The sequence below is a fragment of the Pseudomonas sp. CFBP13528 genome, from assembly GCF_005233615.1.
Lineage (GTDB): Bacteria > Pseudomonadota > Gammaproteobacteria > Pseudomonadales > Pseudomonadaceae > Aquipseudomonas > Aquipseudomonas fluorescens_AM.
In genome coordinates, this window is record NZ_QGAJ01000012.1 from 42,825 (window position 1) to 66,763 (window position 23,939).

Consider the following 23,939-nt stretch of genomic DNA (forward strand, 5'->3'; position numbering starts at 1 on the left):
ACCATGCTTTCCAACCCTAACATCGACCTGGTGTCGCGCTTTCTTCGCTTGCCTCTGGAACAGCGCCAGCAGTTTTATCAGCGTCTGCAAAGCCGGGGCATGAGTTTCGCTCAACTGCCGATTGCTTCAATCCGTGAGGACGGCCAACGCCTGCCGCTGTCCTACGCCCAGGAGCGCCAGTGGTTTCTCTGGCAACTGGACCCCGGCAGCGCCACTTACCACATCCCCGGCGCCTTGCGTTTGCACGGGCGCTTGGACCTGGCGGCATTGCAGCGCAGCTTCGACAGCCTGCTGGCCCGTCACGAGAGTTTGCGCACCCATCTGGTCGAGGAGGGCGAGCACTTGTGGCAGGCTGTGCTGCCCCAGGCACGGGTCGAGATTCAGCGGGCGCAGATCGATGAAGCGCAGTTGATGGCGCGAGTGGAAGCGGAGGTGGCGCAGCCGTTCGATTTGCACCAGGCGCCGCTGCTGCGCGTGACCTTGCTGCAACTGGCTGAAGATGACCATGTGCTGGTGATGGTGCAGCACCACATCGTCTCCGACGGCTGGTCAATGCAGGTGATGGTTCAGGAACTGGTGCAGCTGTATGCCGCCGGCAGCCAGGGCCAGGACCTGCAACTGCCGCAGTTGCCGATCCAGTACGCCGACTACGCCCTGTGGCAGCGCGGCTGGATGGAAGCGGGGGAGCGGGCGCGGCAACTGGCCTATTGGCAGGCGCTGCTGGGCGGTGAACAGCCGGTGCTGGAACTGCCGCTGGACCGTCCGCGCCCGGCGCAGCAAAGTCATCGCGGCGCGAGCTTGCAGGTGCACCTGCAGCCCGAACTGGTCGCCGGCCTCAAGCGCCTGGCGCAACAAGAGGGCGTCACCGCGTTCATGCTGCTGCTCGCGTCCTTCCAGACCTTGTTGTACCGCTACAGCGGGCAATCGGATATCCGCATCGGCGTGCCGATTGCCAACCGCAACCGCGTCGAAACCGAGGGGCTGATCGGGTTTTTCGTCAACACCCAAGTGCTCAAGGCTGACCTGGACGGGCAGATGAGCTTTGTCGAGTTGCTGCAACAGACCAAGCGCCGCGCCCTGGAAGCCCAGGCCCACCAGGACCTGCCGTTCGAGCAACTGGTGATGGCGCTTTCGCCTGAACGCAGCCTGAGCCACAACCCGTTGTTCCAAGTGATGTTCAACCATCAGACCGATGCCCAGGGCGGGCGCGACGGCCAGCAATTGCCGGGCCTGCGCGTGGTGGAGCTGGATTGGGACAGCCAGACCACGCATTTCGACCTGAGCCTGGATACCCACGAGTCGGCCGAAGGGCTTTGGGCGGCGTTGAACTACGCCACCGATTTGTTCGACGCAGCGACCATCGAACGCCTGGCGCAGCACTGGCAGCAGTTGCTGCAGGCGGTCGTCAGCGCCCCGCGCAGCCGTCTGGCCGAGCTTTCGCTGCTGGATGCCGCCGAGCAGCAACGCATGCTCCAGGACTGGAACGCCCCGGCCTGCGCCCGTCAATTGCACGGCGTGCACCGACTGTTCGAAGACCAGGCCGCCGCGCAGCCCGAACGCCAGGCGCTGGCCCTGGACGATCAGGCCCTCAGCTACGGTGAACTGAACCGCCAGGCCAACCGCCTGGCGCACTACCTGATCGCCCGAGGCATCGGCCCGCAAGCCTTGGTCGGGATCGCCGTGGAGCGCTCCTTTGCCATGGTGGTCAGCTTGCTGGCGGTGCTCAAGACCGGCGCGGCCTATGTGCCGTTGGACCCGGAGTACCCTCGCGAGCGTCTGGTGCACATGCTCGAGGACAGCGATGTGCGCCTGGTGCTGACCCAGTCGCACCTGCGCGATCGCCTGCCATTGCCGGCGCACGTGGCAGCCGTGGAAATCGACCTCGCCCAGGCGCAGTTGGCGGTGTGTGATGAACACAATCCACCAGCGGTTTTCGAACCGCACAGCCTGGCCTATGTGATCTACACCTCGGGCTCCACCGGCAAACCCAAGGGCGTTGCCATCAGCCATGGTGCGCTGAGTGAGTTCGCCGGGATTGCCGCCGACTATTCGCAACTGGTCGCGCAAGACCGGGTACTGCAGTTCGCCACCCTGAATTTTGACGGCTTCGTCGAGCAGTTGTACCCGGCCCTGACCCTCGGTGCCACGGTGGTGCTGCGTGGCCCGCAACTGTGGGACGGTGCCGAGCTGTATCGGCAGATCATCGAGCAGGGCATCACCCTGGCCGACTTGCCGACCGCCTACTGGAAGCTGTTTTTGCAGGATTGCCTGGCGGCGGGCGCACGGCCTTACGGGGCTTTGCGCCAGATGCATATTGGCGGCGAAGCCATGCCCCTCGACGGTCCGTTGTCGTGGCAACGGGCCGGCCTGGGCCATGTGCGGCTGCTCAATACCTACGGGCCGACCGAGGCCACCGTGGTCTCCAGCGTGCTGGACTGCACGGACCCCGACGTGATCAGCGGCGTCACCGCCAGCCCCATCGGCCGCGCGCTGCCCGGACGTGGGTTGTATGTGCTGGATCGCGACCTGAACCTGCTACCCGCCGGTGCCGTGGGCGAACTCTACATCGCCAGCGCCAGCGGCCTGGCCAGCGCTTATCTGCGGCGCCCGAGCCTGACCGCCGAGCGCTTTGTCGCCAACCCGTTCAGTGCCTGCGGCGAGCGGCTTTATCGCAGCGGCGACCTGGCGCGTTATCGCGCCGATGGGGTGGTGGAGTATGTCGGCCGGGTCGACCATCAAGTGAAGGTGCGCGGTTTCCGCATCGAACTGGGCGAGATCGAAACCGTGCTGCTGGCCCAGGATGGCGTGCGTGAAGCGCTGGTGCTGGCTGTCGACAACCAGCTGCTGGCCTACCTGGTGCCCGCGCAACCGTCGAGTGAAGCCGAACGGTTGATGAGCACCCTGCGCGAACAGCTGCCGGACTACATGGTGCCGGCGCACCTGATCTTCCTCGAGCGCATGCCGCTCAACCCCAACGGCAAGCTGGACCGCCAGGCACTGCCCAAACCGGACGCCAGCACGGTACATCAGGACTGGCAGGCACCGGTGACTGCGTTGCAACAGCAGATCGCCGCGATCTGGGCCGATATTCTCGGCGCCGACAACGTCGGTTTGAACCAGCACTTCTTTGAACTGGGCGGGCATTCGCTGCTGGCGATGCAAGTGGTGTCGCGCATTCGCCAGACGCTGCAGCGCGAGGTGCCGCTCAAGGCGTTGTTCGAACACCCGCGGCTGGATGCATTTGTCGCGGCGATGCAGGCCCAGGACAGCCTGGCGCCCAGCGCACCGCCGTTGCTGCCGGTCGGGCGCGAGCAGGCCTTGGCGCTGTCCTATGCCCAGGAGCGCCAGTGGTTTCTCTGGCAATTGGAGCCGCACAGCGCCGCCTACCACATCCCCAGTGCGTTGCGCTTGAAAGGGCAACTGGACCTGGACGCGTTGCAGCGCAGTTTCGATGCGTTGCTGGCCCGGCATGAAAGCCTGCGCACCTGCCTGCGCCAGGAGCATGCACGTGCAGTGCAAGTGATCGCGCCGTCGGTATCGCTGCAGATCGCCCACGCCGATGTCGACGAAGCTGAACTCCAGGCGCAGGTCGAGGCGCAGATCGCGCAGCCGTTCAACCTGGAACACGGCCCGTTGCTGCGTGTGTCGCTGCTGCGCCTGGCTGAGGACGAGCATGTGCTGGTGCTGGTGCAGCACCACATCGTCTCCGATGGCTGGTCGATGCAGGTGATGGTCGAAGAACTGGTGCAGCTCTATGCGGGCTACAGCCAGGGCGAGGAAGTGCAACTGCCGGCGTTGCCGATCCAGTACGCCGACTATGCCGTGTGGCAGCGCAATTGGATGGAAGCGGGTGAGAAGGCCCGTCAGCTGGCGTACTGGCGCGAAATGCTCGGTGGCGAGCAAAGTGTGCTGGAGTTGCCGTTCGACCACCCGCGTCCTGCCGTGCAAAGCCATCGCGGCGCACGCCTGGCCTTCGAGCTCGACCCCGAACTGAGCCAACAGCTCAAGGCCCTGGCCCGGCAACAGGGCGTGACCCTGTTCATGTTGCTGCTGGCGTCGTTCCAGACCCTGCTGCATCGCTACAGCGGCCAGGAAGAAATCCGCGTCGGCGTGCCCATTGCCAACCGCAACCGCAGCGAAACCGAGCGGTTGATCGGCTTCTTCGTCAATACCCAGGTGCTCAAGGCGGACCTGCATGGCCAGATGAGCGTCGAGCAGTTGCTGCAACAAACGAGGCAACGCGCGCTCGAGGCTCAGGCCCATCAGGACCTGCCGTTCGAACAGTTGGTGGAAGCCCTGCAACCGCAACGCAGCCTGAGCCACAACCCGTTGTTCCAGGTGATGTTCAACCACCAGACCGACGTCGGCCAGGCCCAGGTCCAGCAGCACCTGCCGCACCTTCTGGTCCAAGGGCTGGAATGGCAAAGCAAGACCGCGCATTTCGACCTGGACCTGGACATCCAGGAGTCCACCGAAGGTATCTGGGCCACCCTGGGTTATGCCCAGGACCTGTTCGAAGCCGACACCGTGCAACGCATGGCGCGCCACTGGCAGAACCTGTTGCAGGGCATGGTCGCCAACCCTCGGCAACCGCTCGGCCAGTTGAACCTGCTGGACGCTGCCGAGCAGCAGCACATCCTGCAGCTGTGGAACTGCGCCGATGCCGGCTACCCGTCCCAGCGGCTGGTGCATGAGTTGGTCGCCGACCGCGCCCGGGAAACCCCGGATGCGGTGGCGGTAAAGTTCGCCGACGAGCAACTCACTTACGGCCAGCTGGATCGCCAGGCCAACCGCCTGGCCCACGCGCTGATCGCCCGTGGCGTCGGCCCGGAAGTGCGCGTGGCGATTGCCATGCCGCGCAGTGCCGAGATCATGGTGGCGTTCCTCGCGGTGCTGAAGGCCGGTGGCGTGTACGTGCCGCTGGACATCGAATACCCGCGTGATCGCCTGCTGTACATGATGCAGGACAGCCGCTCGCGGTTGCTGCTGACCCACTCGACGGTGCAACAGCGCCTGCCGATTCCGCAAGGCCTGCAAGCCCTGGCAGTGGATCAGCTACAGGACTGGTCCGATGACAACTACACGGCGCCGAACGTCGCCCTCGACGGCAACAACCTCGCCTACGTGATCTACACCTCCGGTTCCACCGGCATGCCCAAGGGCGTGGCGGTGTCCCACGGGCCACTGGTGGCGCACATCATCGCCACCGGCGAGCGCTATGAAACCCGCCCGGCCGATTGCGAACTGCACTTCATGTCGTTCGCCTTCGACGGTTCCCACGAAGGCTGGATGCACCCGTTGATCAATGGCGCCAGCGTACTGATCCGTGACGACAGCCTGTGGCTGCCCGAATACACCTATGAACAGATGCACCGGCACAACGTGACCATGGCGGTGTTCCCGCCGGTGTACCTGCAGCAACTGGCCGAACACGCCGAACGCGACGGCAACCCTCCAGCGGTGCGCGTGTATTGCTTTGGCGGGGATGCCGTGGCGCAGGCCAGCTATGACCTGGCCTGGCGCGCGCTGAAACCGACCTACCTGTTCAACGGTTACGGCCCGACGGAAACCGTGGTCACGCCGCTGCTGTGGAAGGCGCGCAAAGGCGACCCGTGCGGCGCCGTCTACGCGCCCATCGGCACCTTGCTCGGCAACCGTAGCGGCTACGTGCTGGACGCGCAACTCAACCTGCAACCCATCGGCGTGGCCGGCGAGTTGTACCTGGGTGGCGAGGGCGTGGCGCGGGGTTACCTGGAGCGTCCGGCGTTGACTGCCGAACGCTTTGTGCCGGACCCGTTCGGCAAACCCGGCAGCCGCGTGTATCGCAGCGGCGACCTGACCCGTGGGCGTCCGGACGGCGTGGTGGATTACCTGGGGCGCGTTGACCATCAGGTCAAGATCCGTGGCTTCCGTATCGAGCTGGGCGAAATCGAAGCGCGCCTGCGTGAACAGGACAGCGTCGGCGAAACCGTGGTGGTGGCCCAGGAAGGCCCGACCGGCAAGCAGTTGGTGGCCTACGTGGTGCCGCTTGACCCGGCCCTGCTCGACGATGGCGTCGCCCAGGCCAACGGCCGCGAAACCCTGCGCCGCGCCCTGAAAACCCGTTTGCCGGACTACATGGTGCCCACGCACCTGATGTTCCTCGAACGCATGCCGCTGACCCCCAACGGCAAGCTCGACCGCAAGGGCCTGCCGTTGCCGGATGTGAGCCTGATGCAGCAGGTGTATGTGGCGCCGCACAGCGAACTGGAGCGCAAGATCGCCGCGATCTGGTCCGACGTGCTGCGCCTGCCGCAAGTGGGCTTGCATGACAACTTCTTTGAGCTGGGCGGCGACTCGATCATGTCGATCCAGGTGGTCAGCCGCGCGCGTCAGGTCGGCGTGCGGTTTTCGCCCAAGGACTTGTTCCAGCACCAGACTGTGCAGAGCCTGGCGGCCGTCGCCCGGGAAGGCGAGGGCGCGGTGCTGCTGGATCAGTCGGCACTGAGCGGCGAGCTGCTGCTGTTGCCGGTGCAACAGGCGTTCTTTGCCGATGACATCCCCCAGCGCCACCACTGGAACCAATCGGTGGTGTTGCAACCGCACGAGCCATTACTGGTGCCGTTGCTGGTGGCCGCACTTGAAGCGCTGATCGTGCACCACGATGCCTTGCGCAGCACATTTGTGCAGGGGGCGGCGGGTTGGAGCGCGGCCTACCGTGGGCCGCACCTGCACCAGGCCGACCAGGTGCTGTGGCAGACCACCTTGAATACGGTCGAGGAACTTGAAGCCCTGGGCGAAGAAGCCCAGCGCAGCCTCGACCTGAATGCGGGGCCCTTGTTGCGCGCAGTGCTGGCGCAACTGGCCGACGGGTCGCAGCGTTTGTTGCTGGTCATCCATCACCTGGTGGTCGACGGCGTGTCCTGGCGCATCCTGCTCGAAGACCTGCAGAGCACCTACCAGCAACTGGCCCAGGGCGCCGCCGTGCAACTGCCGGCCAAGACCAGCGCCACCCGCGCCTGGGCTGAACGCCTGCAGACGTATGCACGCAGTGAGGCCCTGCAACACGAACTGGCCTGGTGGCAGGCGCAACTGCACGACAGTCCATCCGGCTTGCCCGGCGCTGACCCGCAGGCCAGCCTGAGCAACCACCTGGCGCTGAGTGTGAGTACGCATCTGGACCCGGTCTACACCCGTCGCTTGCTGCAGGACGCGCCGAGTGCCTATCGCACCCAGATCAATGACCTGTTGCTGACCGCCCTGGCCCGTGTGATCACGCGCTGGACCGGTGACGAGGCGATGTTGATCAGGCTCGAAGGCCACGGCCGCGAAGACCTGTTCGACGAGATCGACCTGACCCGCACCGTCGGTTGGTTCACCAGCCTTTACCCGTTGAAATTGCTGCCGGCCGTCACCCTGGCCGGCTCCCTCAAACAGATCAAGGAACAACTGCGCGCCGTCCCCGACAAAGGCCTGGGCTTTGGCGCATTGCGTTACCTGGGCGATGCCGAGGCCCAACAGGCATTGGCCGCGTTGCCACGCCCGCGCATCACGTTCAACTACCTGGGGCAGTTCGACGCCAGCTTCGACAGCGCCGAGCAGCCAGGGCTGTTTGCGCCTTCCGGCGACGCCAGCGGTGCCGAGCAAAGCCCGGAGGCGCCCTTGGGTAACTGGCTGGAAATCAACGGCCAGGTGTATGGCGGCGAGCTGAAGCTCAATTGGAGTTTCAGCCAGGCGATGTTCGCGCAAGCGACTGTCCAGCAACTGGCCGATGAGTACGCCGAGGAACTCAAGGCGCTGATCGACCATTGCTGTGAACCCGCCAACCGGGGCGTGACGCCCTCCGACTTCCCCCTGGCGAACCTGACCCAGCAGCAGCTTGATGACCTGGCGCTGGACGCCGCCGAGGTCGAAGACCTGTATCCGCTGTCGCCCATGCAGCAGGGCATGCTGTTCCAGTCGCTGTATGGCGAAGGCTCGGGTGACTACATCAACCAGATGCGCATTGACGTGCACGGCCTGGATGTACCGCGCTTCCACCAGGCGTGGCAGGCGGCGGTCGAGCGTCACGAGATCCTGCGCAGCGGTTTTGTCTGGCAGGCCGAGCTGGAGCAGCCCTTGCAGGTGGTCTACAAGCAGGTGCGCCTGCCGTTTGTCGAGCTGGATTGGCAGGCCCGCAGCGATGCCATCCAACGCCTCGACAGCCTGGCCGAATCGACACGAGCCCAGGGCTTTGTGCTGGAACAGGCGCCGCTGTTGAGCCTGACGGTGGTGCGCACCGGTGCGTCGAGCCATCACGTGATCTACACCAATCACCATATCCTGATGGACGGCTGGAGTGGTTCGCAGTTGTTTGGCGAAGTCCTGCAACACTATGCAGGCGAACCGTTGCCGGCGCCGACCGGGCGTTATCGCGATTACATCGCGTGGCTGCACGCCCAGGACAAGGCACTCAGCCAGGCGTTCTGGAAAGACCAGCTGATCAACTTGCAGGAACCCACGCGCCTGGCGCGTGGCGCACAGGTCCAGGACGACACGGCCCTGGCGGTTAACGGTGAGCATCGCCTGAGTCTTGACGCGCCGCAGACCGAGCGCCTCAAAGCGTTCGCCCAGCGCAACAAAGTCACCCTCAACACCTTGGTGCAAAGCGCCTGGCTGTTGCTGCTGCAGCACCATACCGGGCACGCCACCGTGGCGTTCGGTGCCACGGTGGCAGGGCGCCCGGCGCAATTGCGCGGGATTGAACAGCAGGTCGGCCTGTTCATCAACACCTTGCCGGTGGTGGCGACCCCGGATGCACAGATGTCGGTCAGTCAGTGGCTGCAGCAGGTCCAGCAGCAGAACCTGAGCTTGCGTGAGCAGGAACACACGCCGTTGTTCGAGATCCAGCGCTGGGCCGGGCTGGGCGGCGAAGCACTGTTCGACAGTATCCTGGTCTTCGAAAACTACCCGGTGTCCGAGGCCCTGGAGCAAGGCGCGCCGTCGGGGCTGCGCTTTGGCGCGGTGCAAAGCCTGGAGCAGACCCACTACCCATTGACGGTCCTGCTGGCGATAGGCGACAGCCTGGGCGTGGAGTTCAACTACGACCGCGAGGCCTTCAGCGCAGCGCACATCCAGCGCCTGGCCGAGCACTTCCAGCACTTACTCATGGCATTGGCAGACGATGCTGCCCAATGCCTCGGCGCATTGCCAAGCCTGGCCGCCGCCGAGCGCGCGACGCTGGTGCAGACATGGAACGCCACTGCCGTGGAATATCCGCTGGATCAAGCGGTGCATCAGTTGATCGAGGCGCAGGTGCAGCGCACGCCGCAGGCCCCGGCGCTGATGTTTGCCGGGCACACCTTGAGCTACGCCGAATTGAACGCCCGGGCCAACCGCCTGGCCCATCGCCTGATCGCTGCCGGCGTCGGCCCGGACGTACTGGTGGGGCTGGCGCTGGAGCGCTCGATCGAAATGGTCGTGGGCTTGTTGGCGGTGCTCAAGGCGGGCGGTGCCTATGTGCCGCTGGACCCGGAATACCCGCGTGAGCGACTGGCCTACATGCTGCAGGACAGCGCTGTGCAATTGTTGTTGACCCAGGCCCACCTGCAGGCGCAACTGCCGGTGCCAGCCGGCGTGCAATGCCTGGTGCTGCAAAGCGGCGACGCCTCGCCGGACGCCTTCAGCGCCCACAACCCGAACGTCGCCGTGCAGGGCGAAAACCTCGCCTATGTGATCTACACCTCCGGCTCCACCGGCCAGCCCAAGGGCGCCGGCAACCGCCATCGTGCGCTGACCAACCGGCTGTGCTGGATGCAGCAGGCGTATGGCCTCGAGGCCCGTGACAGCGTGCTGCAGAAAACGCCGTTCAGCTTTGACGTGTCGGTGTGGGAGTTCTTCTGGCCATTGATGACCGGCGCACGCTTGGTGGTGGCCGCTCCGGGCGACCATCGTGACCCGGCGCGGCTGGTCAGCCTGATCAACGCGCAACGCATCACCACGCTGCATTTTGTGCCGTCCATGCTGCAAGCCTTCCTGCAAGACGCAGATGTGGCCTCGTGCCAGAGCCTGCAACGCATTGTCTGCAGCGGCGAAGCGCTGCCCGCCGACGCCCAGCAGCAGGTCTTCGCCAAGCTGCCCGGCGCCGGGTTGTACAACTTGTATGGCCCGACCGAAGCGGCTATCGACGTGACCCACTGGACCTGCGTCGAAGAAGGCCGCGACGCCGTGCCGATTGGCCGGCCGATCGCCAACCTTACGTGCTATGTGCTGGACGCCAACCTGGAACCGGCGCCGGTCGGCGTGTTGGGTGAGTTGTATCTGGGCGGGATCGGGCTGGCGCGGGGTTATCACCGTCGCCCCGCGCTGACCGCCGAGCGCTTTGTCACCGATCCGTTCGGCAGCGGCGCGCGCTTGTATCGCACCGGCGACCTGGCACGTTATCGCGACGATGGCGTGATTGAATACGCCGGGCGCATCGACCACCAGGTCAAACTGCGCGGGCTGCGCATCGAACTGGGTGAGATCGAAGCGCGCCTGCTGGAACACAGCAGCATCCGTGAAGCGGCAGTGCTCGCGGTTGACGGCACCCACCTGGTGGGCTACCTGGTGCTGCAACAGCCGCAGGACGATTGGAAAGCCGCGCTGGTTGCGCACCTGGCCGCACAGTTGCCGGACTATATGGTGCCGGCGCAGTGGGTGGTAGTGGAGCAGATGCCGCTGAGTCCGAACGGCAAGCTGGATCGCAAGGCATTGCCCAAGCCGCACGCCCACGGCACCGGGCAGTACCAGGCACCCCGCAGCGAAATCGAGCAGCAGGTCGCGGCGATCTGGAGCGAGGTGCTCGACGTGGAACGCGTGGGGCTGCACGACAATTTCTTCGAACTGGGTGGCCATTCGTTGCGGGTACTGATGCTCAAGGAGCGCATCCGCAAGGTCAGCGGCGTGAACTTGTCGGTCAGCCAGCTGATGCTCAACCCGACCGTGGCGGGGCAGGTCCGCTGCTTGCAGGGCGATAACCGAGCGTCGTTGATCGTCAGGCTCAACCAGCAGACCGAAGGCACGCCGTTGTTCCTGTTCCACCCAAGCTTTGGCTCGGTGCATTGCTACACCGCGATTGCCCTGGCCCTGCGCGAGCAGCGCCCGGTATTGGGGGTGATGTGCCGAGCATTGGCCGAGGAGGGCGCGGCAGTGCCGCAGTGGCAAGTGATGGTCGAGGATTACACCGCACAATTGCTCATGGCCCAGCCCCAGGGGGCGTTCCGCCTGGCAGGTTGGTCGTTGGGCGGCAACCTGGCGATGGAAGTGGCGCACGGCCTGGAGCAGGCGGGGCGTGAGGTGGAGTGTGTGGGATGGATCGACGCCGCGCCGCCGCAGTGGGTCACGCCCTACTGGGATGCGGTGGACGTGGGGGAAGATCGTGAGGTTTCGGCCAACGAGCGCCGCGCCGCGTTATTGGGCGTGATGTTCCCTGAGTTCGCCGAGGCGATACAGCGTGCCTGGGAGCAATGCCAGCGCGATGCCGAGGATGAAATGGGTCAATGGCAAGGGTTCGTGAGCTGGGCTGAGCAGGCATTGGGCGAAACCTTTACGGCCATCAAGGAGCAACTGCTGCACGGCAACGAAGCGCAGATTGCCTGGGACGTCGACCGCGCGTTGAGCGAACGGATGGTCGCGGCCGACTTCAAGCCGATCAAGGCGCCAGTCAGTTGCTGGTGGGCGTCCATGAGCCGGGCAGGGCGCTTCAAGGCACTGATCGAGCAGCAGATGGCGAGCGTGATCGGCCAGGGGCGCATCGAGCGTTCGGTGATGATCGAGACTGACCACGACGGCATTATCGACAGTGCCGTGTTCATCAGCAGCCTGGAGGAGGCGATGCGCTGACGGGCAAGCCGACAGGCCTGCGGGAGAGGCGAGCCCCTCCCGCATTGCCGGTCAGCTCAGTCGGGCCTGGATGGAATCCGCCAGTCGCGTGAGTATCAGGCAGCACGACACGGCCCCCGCATCCAGGACCCCCAGCGAACGCTCACCCAGACGACTGGCCCGGCCGATCTTCGCTACCAGGTCCCTGGTCGAGTCGCGCCCCTGCGAAGCAGCGCTTTTCATTGCTTGCAGTGCATGGCTGAACGAAGCTCCATCAGCATGCGCCCGCTCGAAGGCCTCCACCGCCGGAATCAGCGTGTCCATCAGACACTTGTCACCCACTCCTGCCTCAGTGATGTCCTGCAACGAGGTCAGGCCACCGCGCAGCAGGCGGGCGAAGGTGGCGGCGTCGATGTCTTCACTGGCGCGTACCTCATCGGCCATGCCGATAAACAGGCTGCCATACAACGGCCCCATCGAACCGCCAATGCCTTCCATCAGGCTCAGGGTCAATTCATCCAGGGCTTCGGCCAGGGTCAGTTGGCGACCTTCGAGCGCCCGCCCGCAGTGGGCGAAGCCTTTGGCCATGTTGATGCCGTGATCGCCGTCGCCAATCGCGCCGTCGATTTCGCTGAGGTATTCACGGTTGGCCACGATCACGCTGACCAGGTCGGCGACGAGGGCGCCGCCGTCGTGGGTGGAAAAATGCTCGCTCATGGTTCACTCCGCCTGGGTCATGCCGATGGAACGGCAGGGTTGGTCGATCAGTGTTGTCAACTCGGCATCCAGGCCGAGCAGGGTCAGGGTCACACCCATCATTTCCAGGGAGGTGAAGTAGTTGCCGACATAGCAACGGTGAATCTTCAAGCCCTTGGCTTCGAGCTGGCGTTGCACCTCGGCGTAGAACACGTACAGCTCCATCACCGGCGTGGCGCCGAGGCCTGAGACCAGCACCACCACGCTGTCATCCTGGCTGAAATCGCGATCTTCGAGGATGGGGGCGAGCATGCGTTCGGCCATGGCTTGAGCGGACTCGATGGGAATCACTTCGATGCCCGGTTCGCCATGGTGGCCGATACCCAGCTCCATCTGGCCGTCGGGGATCTGAAAGTTCGGCTTGCCCACGGCGGCGATGGTGCACGGCGTGAGGCCGATGCCAATCGAGCGGCAGTTGTCGACGGCTTTCTGCGCGACGCGAATCACCCCGTCCAGGTCGTAATGCCGGGCCGCTGCGGCGCCGCCGATCTTCCACATGAAGATTTCCCCGGCCACGCCGCGCCGCTTGGCGATGTCTGCCCGGGGGGCGGAGGCGACGTCGTCATTGGCGACCACGGTGCGGACACGCATGTCTTTGCTGGCGGCCATTTTCATCGCCAGCTTCACATTCATGTTGTCGCCCGCATAGTTGCCGTACAGGCAGGCCACGCCCGCGCCATGGTCGGCGGCGCGCAAGGCGTCGAAAAAACTCTTGGCGGTGGGCGAGGAAAAAATCTCGCCGACCGCCACCGCATCCACCAGCCCCGGGCCGACGTAACCGAGGAAGGCCGGTTCATGGCCTGAGCCGCCGCCGGTGACGATCCCGACCCGGCCCTGCGCCGAGGGCTTGGCCTTGACGATGACCCGTGGGTTGGTTTCGTACTGACGCAGCTCGGGGTGCGCGACCAGGATGCCGCGCAGCATGTCTTCGACCACTTGGTCCGGATCGTTGATGACTCGATTCATAACGCGGGTTCCTGTTTTTTTATTGGTTCACCACACATCTAATGTGGGAGGGGGCAAGCCCCAATGGCCACTCATTCAAGGCTTTTTGGTAGGAGCGAGCTTGCTCGCGAAAAACGTCAACGATAACGCGTGCTTCCTGAATGAACGCGGTGCCTGTGAGTTTTTCGCGAGCAAGCTCGCTCCTACAATCAGGGCAAGCCCCTCGCGAATTTAAGGTTGCAGTACCACTTTGAGCGATTTATCACCGCGCTCCATCACCGCAAACGCTTCCTTGAAGTCAGCCAGGGCAAATGTATGGGTCACCACATCGCGCATGTCGATCTTGCGGTTGCCGATAAAGTCGATGGCGCGCGGGTACATGTACGGCCCCAGGTGCGAGCCGAGAATGTCGAGTTCCTTGCGGTCGCCGATGATCGACCAGTCCACCGTGGCTTCATCATTGAACACACTGAACTCAACGAAACGCCCCAATTTGCGCAGCATCGCCAGGCCCTGGTTCACCGCCTTGTGGTGCCCGGTGGCTTCGATATAGATGTCGCAGCCGTAGCCATCGGTGATCTCGCGGATGTTCGCCAGCACGTCGACCTCGCCCGGGTTCCACACTTCGTCGGCGCCCATGCGCAAGGCCAGGGCGGCGCGCTCGGGCTTCATGTCCAGCACGATGAGCTTTTTCGGGTTGCGCAACCGAACCGCGCCGATGATGCCCAGGCCCAGGGTGCCGGCGCCGGCGACTACCACAATGTCGTCGTGGTCGACATCGGCGCGTTCTGCCGCGTGCAGCGAGCACGCCAGGGGTTCGATCAGGATCGCTTCATCCGGTGCGATGGATTCCGGCACTTTATGGATGATGCCTTCCTTGGTGAAGATCATGTACTGGGCCATGGCACCCTGCACATTGTTCTGGAAACCATAGAGGTCGTGCTTCTGGCACATCCAGTATTGTCCGTGGTTACAGAACCGGCAGCCCCAGCACGGCACGATCTGCTCGGAAATCACCCGGTCACCGACCGCCACGCCGCGTTTTTCCGCGCCGGGGCCCAGGGCAACTACGCGGCACACGAACTCATGCCCGGGAATCATCGGCGGTTTCACGTAGCGCGGTTGCTCGGCATCGCCCCAGAACGACGGCGCGCCGCGATAGGTCTTGATGTCGCCCATGCAGATGCCGCACAGCTCGACCTTGGTGAGAATTTCATCCGGCCCCGGTGTGGGAACGTCGACGGTTTCCAGGCGATAGTCTTCCGGGCCATGGCACACCACGGCCTGCATGGTTTTCGGAATGACCGGGGCATGGTGTTCGGGGCTGCGTTCGGTAACGGTGGACATGACAAAACCTCACGACATCAAGATGAATTATTGAATGCTGTAGCCGCCGTCGATCACCATGTTCGCGCCGGTGATCATCTGTGCGGCATCGCTGAGCAGGTACAGCGCCAGTCCGGCGATTTCCTCGGGCTGGGCAAAGCGGCCTGCCGGGATTTGCCGTTTGGCCCGCTCACCCACCTCGCCGGCCCAGGCTTTCTTGCCCAGCGCGGTTTCGACGATGGTGGGGGAGATGGCATTGACGTTGATCTGCGGTGCCCACTCCATGGCGAGCACCTTGGTCATGCCGACAATGGCCGCCTTGCTCGCGCAGTACGCAACGTGGCGGTCCAGGCCGATGACGGCGGCCTGGGAGGCGAGGTTGACGATACGCCCGCTGCCCTGGGCCAGCATGTGGCGGGCGCAGGCCTGGGCGACGAAGAAGCTGGCCTTGAGGTTGATATCCAGGGTGGTGTCCCAGGCGCTTTCGCTGACCTCGATGGCCTTGTCCAGCAACACCACGCCGGCACTGTTGACCAGGTAATCCAGACGTTGAAAGTGTTCGAATACGTGGTCGATGGTAGGTTGTATGCGGTCGACCCGACCGAGGTCGACGGCAATGCCCAGGTGCCCGTCGCCGAGACGGGCGGCAACGTCAACCACTGCCGGATCGCGGTCGAGCAAGGCCACCCGGGCGCCGCGCTCCGCCAGCAGGGTGGCGCAGGCCAGGCCGATACCGGCGGCGCCACCAGTGATCACGGCGCAACGGCCGCTGAGGTCGAAGGCTTGGTTCCAGAAACCAGACATGAGTGACTCCTCTTTTCAAAGCGATGCAGATCCAGTGTGGGAGGGGGCTTGCCCCCGATGGCAGTGTGTCAGTCACCTGATCTATCACTGTTACACCGCTTTCGGGAGCAAGCCCCCTCCCACCGTTGACCGTATTTCAAGTCAGTGACTACTTGGCGCCGCTGACCTGCTTGTACAGCGCATCGGCATTCGCATGGGTCACCGGCACCCACGGCAGGATGTAGTTCTTGTCACTGCCATCCCCCCATTTCACGTCCTTGGCATAGCGTGCCCAGATCACCGACTGCGGCGTGTAGTCCTTGCCGGCCAATGCGCGCAACGCCACGTCCAACGCGCCCTGAGACTGGGCCTGGGCGTCCTGGAGGAAGGTGGTGACTTCATCTTTTTTCGCCGCCTGGATCGCATCCGGCATGCCGTCGATGGAGGTCACGGGCACGTCCCTGGACGTGAGGCCATGGGACTTCAGAGCCTGCACCGCGCCGAGGGCCATGTCGTCGTTCTGTGCGATCACGCCATTGATGCCCTTGGGATGAGCGTTCAGCCAATCCTCAGTCAGGGCCAGTGCCTGGGCGCGGTCCCAGTTGGCGGTTTTCTTCTCGATGATCTTGATGTCCGGGTGTTTGCCCAGCACTTCCAGTTCGCCTTTTTCACGGTCGATCTGTGCCGATTGGCCGATGGGGCCCTGGATGATCACCACATTGCCCTTGCCGTTGAGCTTGTCGACCATGGCCTGGGCCTGCAGGCGGCCGCCCTCCACATCGTCGTTACCCACATACGGCACGTTGGCGTCGGCAACTTTCGTGTTGGAGGCGATGACCACCACGTCGTTGCTCATGGCCGCCTTGACCGTGCCGACGCCGGCCTTGGTATCGATGGGCACGAACAGGATGGCGTCGTAGCGCTGGGTCACCATGTTTTCGATCTGGTTGTTCTGGGTCAGTGCGTCGTAGTTGCCGTCGAACACGGTCAATTGCACGGTGCCGTCCTTGACCGCAGGATGCTCCTTGAGCTCGCGGACCCAGTTCTGCATGAACTGGCCCTTGAGGCCGTAGACGGCGGCGCCGATCTTGTAGGTCTTGCCATCGGCGGCCAGGGCGATACTGCTGGCCAGCAGGGTGAGGGTCGCCGCAGCGGCCAAAGTGATACCCAGTTTCATAAGTCGAACTCCAGTTATTGTTATTGGTCGTTCTTCAGCGTTTTTTCTTGCGCCACACGTCAATCAGCACTGCGAACACGATGATCAGGCCCTTGGCGACCTGCTGGTAATAGGAGGACACGCCGAGCAGGTTCAGGCCGTTGTTGATCACGCCGATCAACAGCGCGCCAAACAGCGTGCCGACGATGCTGCCGGTGCCGCCCGACAAACTGGTGCCGCCGATCACCACGGCGGCAATCGCGTCCAGCTCATAGGAAACCCCGGCCTGGGGCAGGGCGGAGGTGGTACGCGCCGACAGCACCACGCCGGCCAGTCCGGCGAGCAGGCCGGAGACCACGTACACCGAGAACATCACCTTGCGCACGCCGATACCGGAGGTGCGTGCGCTCTTTTCATTGCCACCCACCGCGTACACATAGCGGCCGTAGGTGGTGTAGCGCAGCACCATCCAGAAGATCAGCGCGACCACCGCGAAGATGATGATCGGCACGCCTATCGGGCCGATCTTGCCGATGCCCAGCGCCAGGTAGGCGTCGGGCAGGTCGGTGATGGGGCTGCCGTCATTGAGAATGAAGGTCATGCCGCGCGCGATGCTGAGCATGCCCAGGGTGGCCACGAACGGCGGGATCGACAGGTTGGCGACCATGAAGCCGTTGACCACGCCGAGCATCGCGCCGGCGAACATTCCCGCACTGACCGCCGCCAGCAGGCCATAGCCCTGGGTCGCGACCATCGCGCTGCACAACCCGGCAAACGCGAGGATCGAGCCCACCGAGAGGTCGATACCCTTGGTCAGGATCACATAGGTCATGCCCACGGCCAGGATGCCGTTGATGGAGGTCTGGCGCAGGATGTCCATCCAGTTGCGCCAGGTCATGAAGTATTCACTGGAAAACGCCATCGCCACGCACAGCAGGATAAACACCAGCGGCAGGCCGAAGCGGTCGAGGGACAGGCGCAGTCGGCTGCGCGGCGCGGCGGTAACGGGCGCAACGATCGTTTTGGCATTCATGAGGCAAGACTCAACAAGGCTTCCTGGGAAAGGGCGGTGTCGCTGCTGACAGTGACCAGGCGGCCGCCCTTGAAGACGGCGATGCGATCGCTCAGGTGCAGCAGTTCCGGGGCTTCCGATGACACCACAATGGCAGCGCCCCCGGCGCGCACGAACTGATCGAGCAGGTGGTAGATCTCTTGCTTGGCGCCTTCGTCGATGCCCCGCCTGGGTTCATCGCAGAGCAGGCACACCGGTTGCGTGGACAGGCATTTGGCGAGCACGACTTTCTGCTGGTTGCCGCCGCTCATGGACGCCACCGGCAGGTCCAGGGAAGTGGTCTTGATCTGCAGGCGCTTGACCATGTCCTCAGCCAATTGGGTTTCCTTGCGCGCGTTGATCAGTGACCAGTTCGACAAGCGCTTGTAGGCCGACAGCGCAATGTTGGAAACAATGCTGCCAGTGAGTACCAGGCCACTGTCCTTGCGGTCTTCGGTGACCAACGACATGCCGGCGTTGATGGTCGCTTTGGGCAGCCCGATGGGCAGAGGCTTGCCGTGCAGGGTGACGCTGCCCGAGTGCGGCGTGGTCAGCCCATAGATGCAGTTGAGGAACTCACTGCGCCCCGACCCCATCAGGCCGTAGATGCCGAGGATTTCGCCCTGGCGCAGTTGCAGGCTGATGTCGTGGAACTCGCCGCTGCGGCTCAGGTTGTCGACTTGCAGGCAGGTGGTGGCGGTGCATTCACGGCCGACCTTGTGGTCGATGCGCGTCAGCTCCTGGCCGACGATGCCGCGCACCAGGTGGTTGCGGTCGATATCGGCCATGCGCCCGCTTTCCACAAAGGCGCCATCGCGAAAGATGCTGTAGTCATCGGCGATCTGCGCCAGTTCGCTCAGGCGGTGCGACACGTACACGATGCCCGCGCCACGCGCGGTGAGGCGGCGAATGGCCTTGAACAGGGTGTCTGCCTCACGCTCGCCGATGGCCGAGGTGGGTTCGTCCATGATCATCACCTGGCAGTCATGGCTGAACGCCTTGGCGATCTCCACCAGTTGGATCTGCGCCACGCTCAAGCGGTGCATGGGGCTGGTGGGGTCGACGTCGAATTCCAGGCCTTCGAGCAGCTCGCGGGTACGCCGGTTGAGGGTTTTGCTATCGACGATGCATCCAGCGCGGCGCGGTTCGCGGCCCAGCCAGATATTTTCGGCGACGGTCATGTAGGGAATGGGTTCCAGCTCCTGGGTGATCATCGCGATCCCCGCCGCCAGGGCCTCGCTCGGGCGGTTGAACTGCACCGCTGCGCCGTTGAGCAGAATGCTGCCGGCATCGCGCGGGGTGATGCCCATCAGGATGCTCAGAAATGTCGATTTGCCTGCGCCATTGCCGCCACACAGGGCGTGTACGCTGCCGGCCCGCAAGGAGAGGCGCCCGTCACGCAGGGCAGGTACCCCGGCGTAAGCCTTGGCGACGTGTTCAGCCTGGAGCAGTAATGGCGTGGCCATCGGCGTGTCCTCGTGCTGTGAATTCTTATTAGGTCGCACAGTCATGTTTCGCTGTGATCATATGTGTATCAAATGAAATTCTGATCAGTCAATCCCTTTCACTTAAAAGTGATGATTCTCATCTTGAGTGCTTTTATTCGCGCTTTATGGGGCTTTGACTGGGAGGTCAGTAAAAACTCGCTTGACAGAATCAGGCTTATGCACGAGAAATGTCTGAATTAAATTTCACTGAATGATCAAATGATCAGTCGTAACAGCAGTAACGGCAGCGGAGCCAGACGCCATGAACACACCTTTCCCGGTGGCTATCGGATGCGATGAAGCGGGTTTTGAGCTCAAGGAGCTGTTGAAGCGCCATATCGAGGCGCTGGGATACCCGCTGACCGATTTCGGCACGCATTCCACTGCACCCGTGCTTTACCCGGACATCGCCCTGGCCGTGGCCAGCGCCATCACCGCCGGGCAGCAGCGCCTCGGCGTGCTGGTCTGCGGCACCGGGATCGGCATGGCGATTTCGGCCAACAAAGTGCTCGGGATCCGGGCGGCCCAGGCTCACGACACTTACTCGGCGGAGCGCGCACGCAAGAGCAACGATGCGCAGATCCTGTCCATCGGTGCGCGGGTAATCGGCGCGGAACTGGCCAAAAGCATCGTCACCGCGTTCCTGGCGTCGGAGTTCGAGGTCGCGCGTTCGGGGGCCAAGGTCGAGCGCATCAATGCGATCGAGCGCGATGGGCATCAATAGTGGACGGCGCGGGGCAAGAGCCGGGAGAATGCGCCTTTGACGCCGAAACGGAAGCCCGTCCCCATGAGTGACAGTACCCAGCGCATGGCCAGTGATATCGATCAGATGACCGAAGTGGCGATGCTCTATTACCTTGAGAACGTCACTCAGGAGGCCATCGCCAAGCGCTTCGACCTGTCGCGGGCCAAGGTCAGCCGTTTGCTCAAGCGCGCGCGGGATGAAGGCATTGTCGAGGTGCGCGTGTTGCAGCACCCGGCGATGAACAACGAGCTGGAGCGGGCGCTGGTGGAGCGCTTCAAGCTCGACCGTGCCTTGATCGCCGTCGACCACAGCGACGCCGACACCCAGCGATCGGCCGTCGCCAGCCTGGTCGCCAATTACCTGAACAAAACCCTGGGCGACGGCATGATCGTCGCCGTGGGCATGGGGCGTAATGTCGGCGCAGTGGCCGATAACGTGTTTCTGCCGGTGACGCGCAACTGCACCTTTGTCTGCGCCATCGGCGGTTCGCTCAAGGCTGGCGAGTACATGAACCCCGACCACATCTGCCGGCGCCTGGCCCTGCGCTTTGGGGGTGAAAGTGAGAGCCTGTACGCCCCGGCGCTGGTGGCCAACCCGGAACTGCGCGGCGTCTTGATCAATAACGACACGGTGCGCTCGACCCTGGACCGTGCGCGCCGCGCCGACATTGCCTTGATCGGCATCGGTGACATGAGCGAGAACAGCAACATGGTGCGCATGGGCTGGTTTTCACCGCAGGAAATCGCCCAGGCCCGCTTGTCCGGCACGGTGGGCGACATGATGGGCTATGACTTTATCGATATTCACGGCCAGCCGGCGGTCAACGCCATCCAGGGGCGGGTGATCGGGTTGACGGTGCAGGAGCTGTTTCGCATCCCGGACGTGGTGGCGATTGCCAGTGAGAACACCAAGGCGGCGGCGACCCTGGGCGCGTTGCGCTCGGGGGTGATCAATACCCTGGCGACGACGGTGACCAATGCACATACCATCCTGGCATTGGACGACGCCACCCGAAAAGCCTGACTCAACACTCTTCCAGATGTGGACTGGAGACCAATCTGGAATGGGGACCAATGTGGGAGGGGGCTTGCCCCCGATAGCGGTGTGCCAGCCGGCTTATATGTTGACTGGCACACAGCCATCGGGGGCAAGCCCCCTCCCACATTGGTTTTATATAAGTCAGGGGACAGGTTTTGTAATAGTTTTGCCCTGTGGGAAATTTGTATTTGGGCTGTAGGATTCAAGCCCTTTCGTTATTTCAGGACTTGCATGAACAGCCTCTCGGAGCCCCCCAGTCGTCTTTCCCCAAGACACCCGCTGTCGTTGTTCTCGCTCATACACCCCGTATTTCGTCGACTAACCTTGTCCCGGTCCAATGACCGCGTTTTGCCGTGTCCGGCATTCTGAACCCCTTGAATACAGAGAACCCCTAGATGGAATGGTTAGCGGATCCAACGGCCTGGCTCGGCCTTGCGACCTTGATTGTGCTGGAACTGGTACTGGGCATCGACAACCTGGTGTTTATCGCGATCCTCGCGGACAAGTTGCCGCCTGAACAGCGCGACCGCGCGCGGTTGATCGGTTTGTCCCTGGCCCTGCTGATGCGCCTGGGCCTGCTGGCGAGTATTTCCTGGCTGGTGACGCTGACCCAGCCGCTGTTCGAGGTGTTCGACAAGAGTTTCTCCGGGCGTGACCTGATCATGCTGTTTGGCGGTGTGTTCCTGTTGTTCAAGGCCACCATGGAACTGCATGAACGCCTGGAAGGGCATGTCGCCCAGCACAAGGGCAACGTGACCTATGCGATGTTCTGGCCGATCGTGGCGCAGATCGTGGTGCTCGACGCGGTGTTCTCCCTGGATGCGGTGATTACCGCCGTGGGCATGGTCGATGAGCTGGCGGTGATGATGATCGCGGTGATCGTGTCCATCGGCCTGATGATCGTGGCGAGCAAGCCGCTGACCCGCTTCGTCAACGCCCACCCGACGGTGATCATGCTGTGCCTGGGCTTTTTGATGATGATCGGCTTCGCGCTGACTGCCGAAGGCCTGGGCTTTCATATTCCCAAAGGCTACCTGTACGCGGCGATCGGCTTCTCGATCCTGATTGAAGTGTTCAACCAGATCGCTCGCTCGCGGCGCAAGAAGTCGGCGCAAGGCGTATTACCGGTGCGTGAACGGACCGCCCACGCGGTGATGCGCCTGCTTGGCGGTCGCACCCTGGCGGTGGAAGAGGTCGGTGAGGAGGTGGCTGACCTGCTGGGCGAGCCGGATGCTGCGCAGGGCCCGTTGTTCGATCGACGCGAGCGCGTGATGATCAGCGGTGTGCTGCAACTGGCTGAACGACCGATCCGCACATTGATGACGCCACGGGCCAAGGTCGACTGTATCGATCTGGCGGACGATCCCGAGAGCATTCGCCTGAAACTGATGCACTCCTCCTACTCGCGGCTGCCGTTGATCCGTAACGGTGCGGTCGATGAGCCCCTGGGCTTCGTGCACAAAAAGGAATTGCTCAAGGAATACCTGGCCGGCAACGAGCCGAATCTGGAGCATTTGGCGCGTCGTGCGATCAACCTGCTGGAGCGCTTTTCGATCCTCAATGCACTGGAGCAAATGCGCCAGGAATCTACGCATATCGCCTTTGTGATCAACGAGTTCGGTGACTTCATGGGCGTGTTGAGCATGACCGATATCCTCGAGTCCATCGCGGGTGAGCTGCCGGACGCCAGCGAGATCGAAGGGCCGGATATCGTCGAGGACGGCGCGGGGTATCGTGCCGATGGCGCGTTGAACCTCGATCAGGTCCGCCGACGCACCGGCTTCAAGGCGGCCGCTACCGAGGATTACCAGACCCTGGCCGGGCTGGTCATGAGCCTGCTTGATCGCCTGCCTGTGGTAGGTGATCACCTGGAACATGAAGGTTGGCGGTTGACGGTGGCTGCGGTGCGTGAGCGCCGGGTGACGCAGGTATGCCTTGAGCCTCTTTCAGGGCATAGCGCCTGAATATGCCTTCAAGGGTTTGCTCCTGGGTTGCCTGGGGGCCAAACCCTTCGATGAATTCCTCGACCTTGCCATTGACGTGGGGGACAAGGGTGGGTGTCGCTCTCACCCCCGGCAATGTGGGGGTTTTTGCGATATCGACCACCAGGCATTTCACCGTCTTGTAACGCCGTGCAGCCGCTTCAAAGCGCTCGGCGGCGGGGCCGCATCCAGGGCAGGTCTCTGAAACAAACAGGATGAATACGATTGGAGCGGATCTGACGATCAACTGATACTGCTCGTTGGTTGCAATAGCGTCCTTTGCGATACCCATTTGACTTCCCTCTCGGCCAGCGTTTTTGCCAACGCTAGGCCGGTAGTGCATCGGTGTCTACTGTCAACCTTCACAGGTCCGGCTGACGCTCCAGGCGTTCCCGGGCCTTGCGCGCCTGGCTGGCGCACTTGCGGTATTCCTCATTGTCACGGGATGCCTTGGCCTCGCGGTAGGCATGGTGATTCTGGCTGGTGTAGTTGGTGTCGAAGGCTTCCTTGAGTTTGCGCAGTTGTTCCTTGCAGTCGCGGCGGTCGTTGCTGGCCAGGGCGTTGCCGGCCATCAGGTAACACAGCATTAACAGGCCAAGCTTCAATTTCATCTGGGGTCCCTCCGTGCAGGGGCTTGTTCGCTCTACAGGTTAGCCCAACCGTACAAGGTTGGTGCGCAGTAATACCGTTGTGGGGCATTGAGTAGCAGAGCGCTGGGGTGATGGCGCAACGCCGCCGTGCTCCTCAATAACTATCTTGCTGATCCTTAAGGATTTTCTCTCCGGCATATTTTTCCTTCAGTGGCTATGGCACACTTTCTGCTGTCTATTCCGTTGTTACATACCAAGTT

General features: G+C 63.3%; 12 protein-coding genes. 4 read left to right on the forward strand and 8 right to left on the reverse strand.

From position 1 onward, the window contains the following. The first annotated feature begins 3 nt into the window (after positions 1–3). Entirely contained in the window at positions 4–11,841 is an 11,838-nt protein-coding gene (locus PspCFBP13528_RS19995; protein ID WP_137201313.1) for a non-ribosomal peptide synthase/polyketide synthase, read from the forward strand. Positions 11,842–11,892: 51 nt separating this feature from the next. Here the strand turns inward: PspCFBP13528_RS19995 and dhaL are convergent, their stop codons facing one another. From dhaL to PspCFBP13528_RS20030, 7 genes are all read right to left on the reverse strand, one after another. Further along, on the reverse strand, positions 11,893–12,537 hold the full coding sequence (gene dhaL, locus PspCFBP13528_RS20000) for a dihydroxyacetone kinase subunit DhaL (RefSeq protein WP_137201315.1): 645 nt from the start codon (positions 12,535–12,537) through the stop codon (positions 11,893–11,895). A gap of 3 nt (positions 12,538–12,540) precedes the next feature. Beyond that, positions 12,541–13,542, reverse strand: a complete 1,002-nt coding sequence (locus PspCFBP13528_RS20005; protein ID WP_065952438.1) for a dihydroxyacetone kinase subunit DhaK — start codon at positions 13,540–13,542, stop codon at positions 12,541–12,543. A 210-nt stretch (positions 13,543–13,752) separates the two neighbouring features. Next, on the reverse strand, positions 13,753–14,868 hold the full coding sequence (locus PspCFBP13528_RS20010) for an alcohol dehydrogenase catalytic domain-containing protein (RefSeq protein WP_065952439.1): 1,116 nt from the start codon (positions 14,866–14,868) through the stop codon (positions 13,753–13,755). Between the two features lie 27 nt (positions 14,869–14,895). Next, positions 14,896–15,651, reverse strand: coding sequence for an SDR family oxidoreductase (locus PspCFBP13528_RS20015; protein WP_137201316.1), 756 nt, complete (start codon positions 15,649–15,651; stop codon positions 14,896–14,898). Between the two features lie 148 nt (positions 15,652–15,799). After that, positions 15,800–16,807 carry a substrate-binding domain-containing protein gene (locus PspCFBP13528_RS20020; protein ID WP_137201318.1) on the reverse strand — a complete coding sequence of 336 codons (1,008 nt, stop codon included), beginning with the start codon at positions 16,805–16,807 and terminating at the stop codon, positions 15,800–15,802. A gap of 34 nt (positions 16,808–16,841) precedes the next feature. Further along, entirely contained in the window at positions 16,842–17,819 is a 978-nt protein-coding gene (locus PspCFBP13528_RS20025) for an ABC transporter permease (RefSeq protein ID WP_065952442.1), read from the reverse strand. Then, positions 17,816–19,303 carry a sugar ABC transporter ATP-binding protein gene (locus PspCFBP13528_RS20030; protein WP_137201319.1) on the reverse strand — a complete coding sequence of 496 codons (1,488 nt, stop codon included), beginning with the start codon at positions 19,301–19,303 and terminating at the stop codon, positions 17,816–17,818. Before PspCFBP13528_RS20030 ends, PspCFBP13528_RS20025 begins: the two co-directional genes overlap by 4 nt. A 283-nt stretch (positions 19,304–19,586) precedes the next feature. Here PspCFBP13528_RS20030 and rpiB point away from each other — a divergent pair, with 283 nt between their 5' ends. From rpiB to PspCFBP13528_RS20045, 3 genes are all read left to right on the forward strand, one after another. Then, the gene (gene rpiB / locus PspCFBP13528_RS20035; protein ID WP_137201321.1) at positions 19,587–20,048 is read left to right on the forward strand and encodes a ribose 5-phosphate isomerase B; all 462 of its coding nucleotides are present in this window, start codon (positions 19,587–19,589) and stop codon (positions 20,046–20,048) included. A gap of 63 nt (positions 20,049–20,111) precedes the next feature. Further along, a complete protein-coding gene (locus PspCFBP13528_RS20040) occupies positions 20,112–21,092 on the forward strand; it encodes a sugar-binding transcriptional regulator (RefSeq protein WP_065952445.1) in 981 nt (326 codons plus the stop codon). A 410-nt stretch (positions 21,093–21,502) separates the two neighbouring features. Beyond that, a complete protein-coding gene (locus PspCFBP13528_RS20045) occupies positions 21,503–23,071 on the forward strand; it encodes a TerC family protein (RefSeq protein WP_065952446.1) in 1,569 nt (522 codons plus the stop codon). 380 nt (positions 23,072–23,451) lie between these two features. Here PspCFBP13528_RS20045 and PspCFBP13528_RS20055 read toward each other — a convergent pair whose 3' ends face one another. Then, complete coding sequence (locus PspCFBP13528_RS20055; protein WP_065952447.1) at positions 23,452–23,700, reverse strand: hypothetical protein; 249 nt, start codon at positions 23,698–23,700, stop codon at positions 23,452–23,454. Positions 23,701–23,939 lie beyond the last annotated feature (239 nt).

Excerpts from the sequence above, each read along its gene's own strand:
- PspCFBP13528_RS20055 (WP_065952447.1), bottom strand. The coding sequence starts at position 23,700 with ATGAAATTGAAGCTTGGCCTGTTAATGCTGTGTTACCTGATGGCCGGC.
- rpiB (WP_137201321.1), top strand. The coding sequence starts at position 19,587 with ATGAACACACCTTTCCCGGTGGCTATCGGATGCGATGAAGCGGGTTTT.
- PspCFBP13528_RS20040 (WP_065952445.1), top strand. The coding sequence starts at position 20,112 with ATGAGTGACAGTACCCAGCGCATGGCCAGTGATATCGATCAGATGACC.
- PspCFBP13528_RS20015 (WP_137201316.1), bottom strand. The coding sequence starts at position 15,651 with ATGTCTGGTTTCTGGAACCAAGCCTTCGACCTCAGCGGCCGTTGCGCC.
- PspCFBP13528_RS19995 (WP_137201313.1), top strand. The coding sequence starts at position 4 with ATGCTTTCCAACCCTAACATCGACCTGGTGTCGCGCTTTCTTCGCTTG.
- PspCFBP13528_RS20030 (WP_137201319.1), bottom strand. The coding sequence starts at position 19,303 with ATGGCCACGCCATTACTGCTCCAGGCTGAACACGTCGCCAAGGCTTAC.
- PspCFBP13528_RS20025 (WP_065952442.1), bottom strand. The coding sequence starts at position 17,819 with ATGAATGCCAAAACGATCGTTGCGCCCGTTACCGCCGCGCCGCGCAGC.
- PspCFBP13528_RS20045 (WP_065952446.1), top strand. The coding sequence starts at position 21,503 with ATGGAATGGTTAGCGGATCCAACGGCCTGGCTCGGCCTTGCGACCTTG.
- PspCFBP13528_RS20010 (WP_065952439.1), bottom strand. The coding sequence starts at position 14,868 with ATGTCCACCGTTACCGAACGCAGCCCCGAACACCATGCCCCGGTCATT.
- PspCFBP13528_RS20005 (WP_065952438.1), bottom strand. The coding sequence starts at position 13,542 with ATGAATCGAGTCATCAACGATCCGGACCAAGTGGTCGAAGACATGCTG.
- dhaL (WP_137201315.1), bottom strand. The coding sequence starts at position 12,537 with ATGAGCGAGCATTTTTCCACCCACGACGGCGGCGCCCTCGTCGCCGAC.
- PspCFBP13528_RS20020 (WP_137201318.1), bottom strand. The coding sequence starts at position 16,807 with ATGAAACTGGGTATCACTTTGGCCGCTGCGGCGACCCTCACCCTGCTG.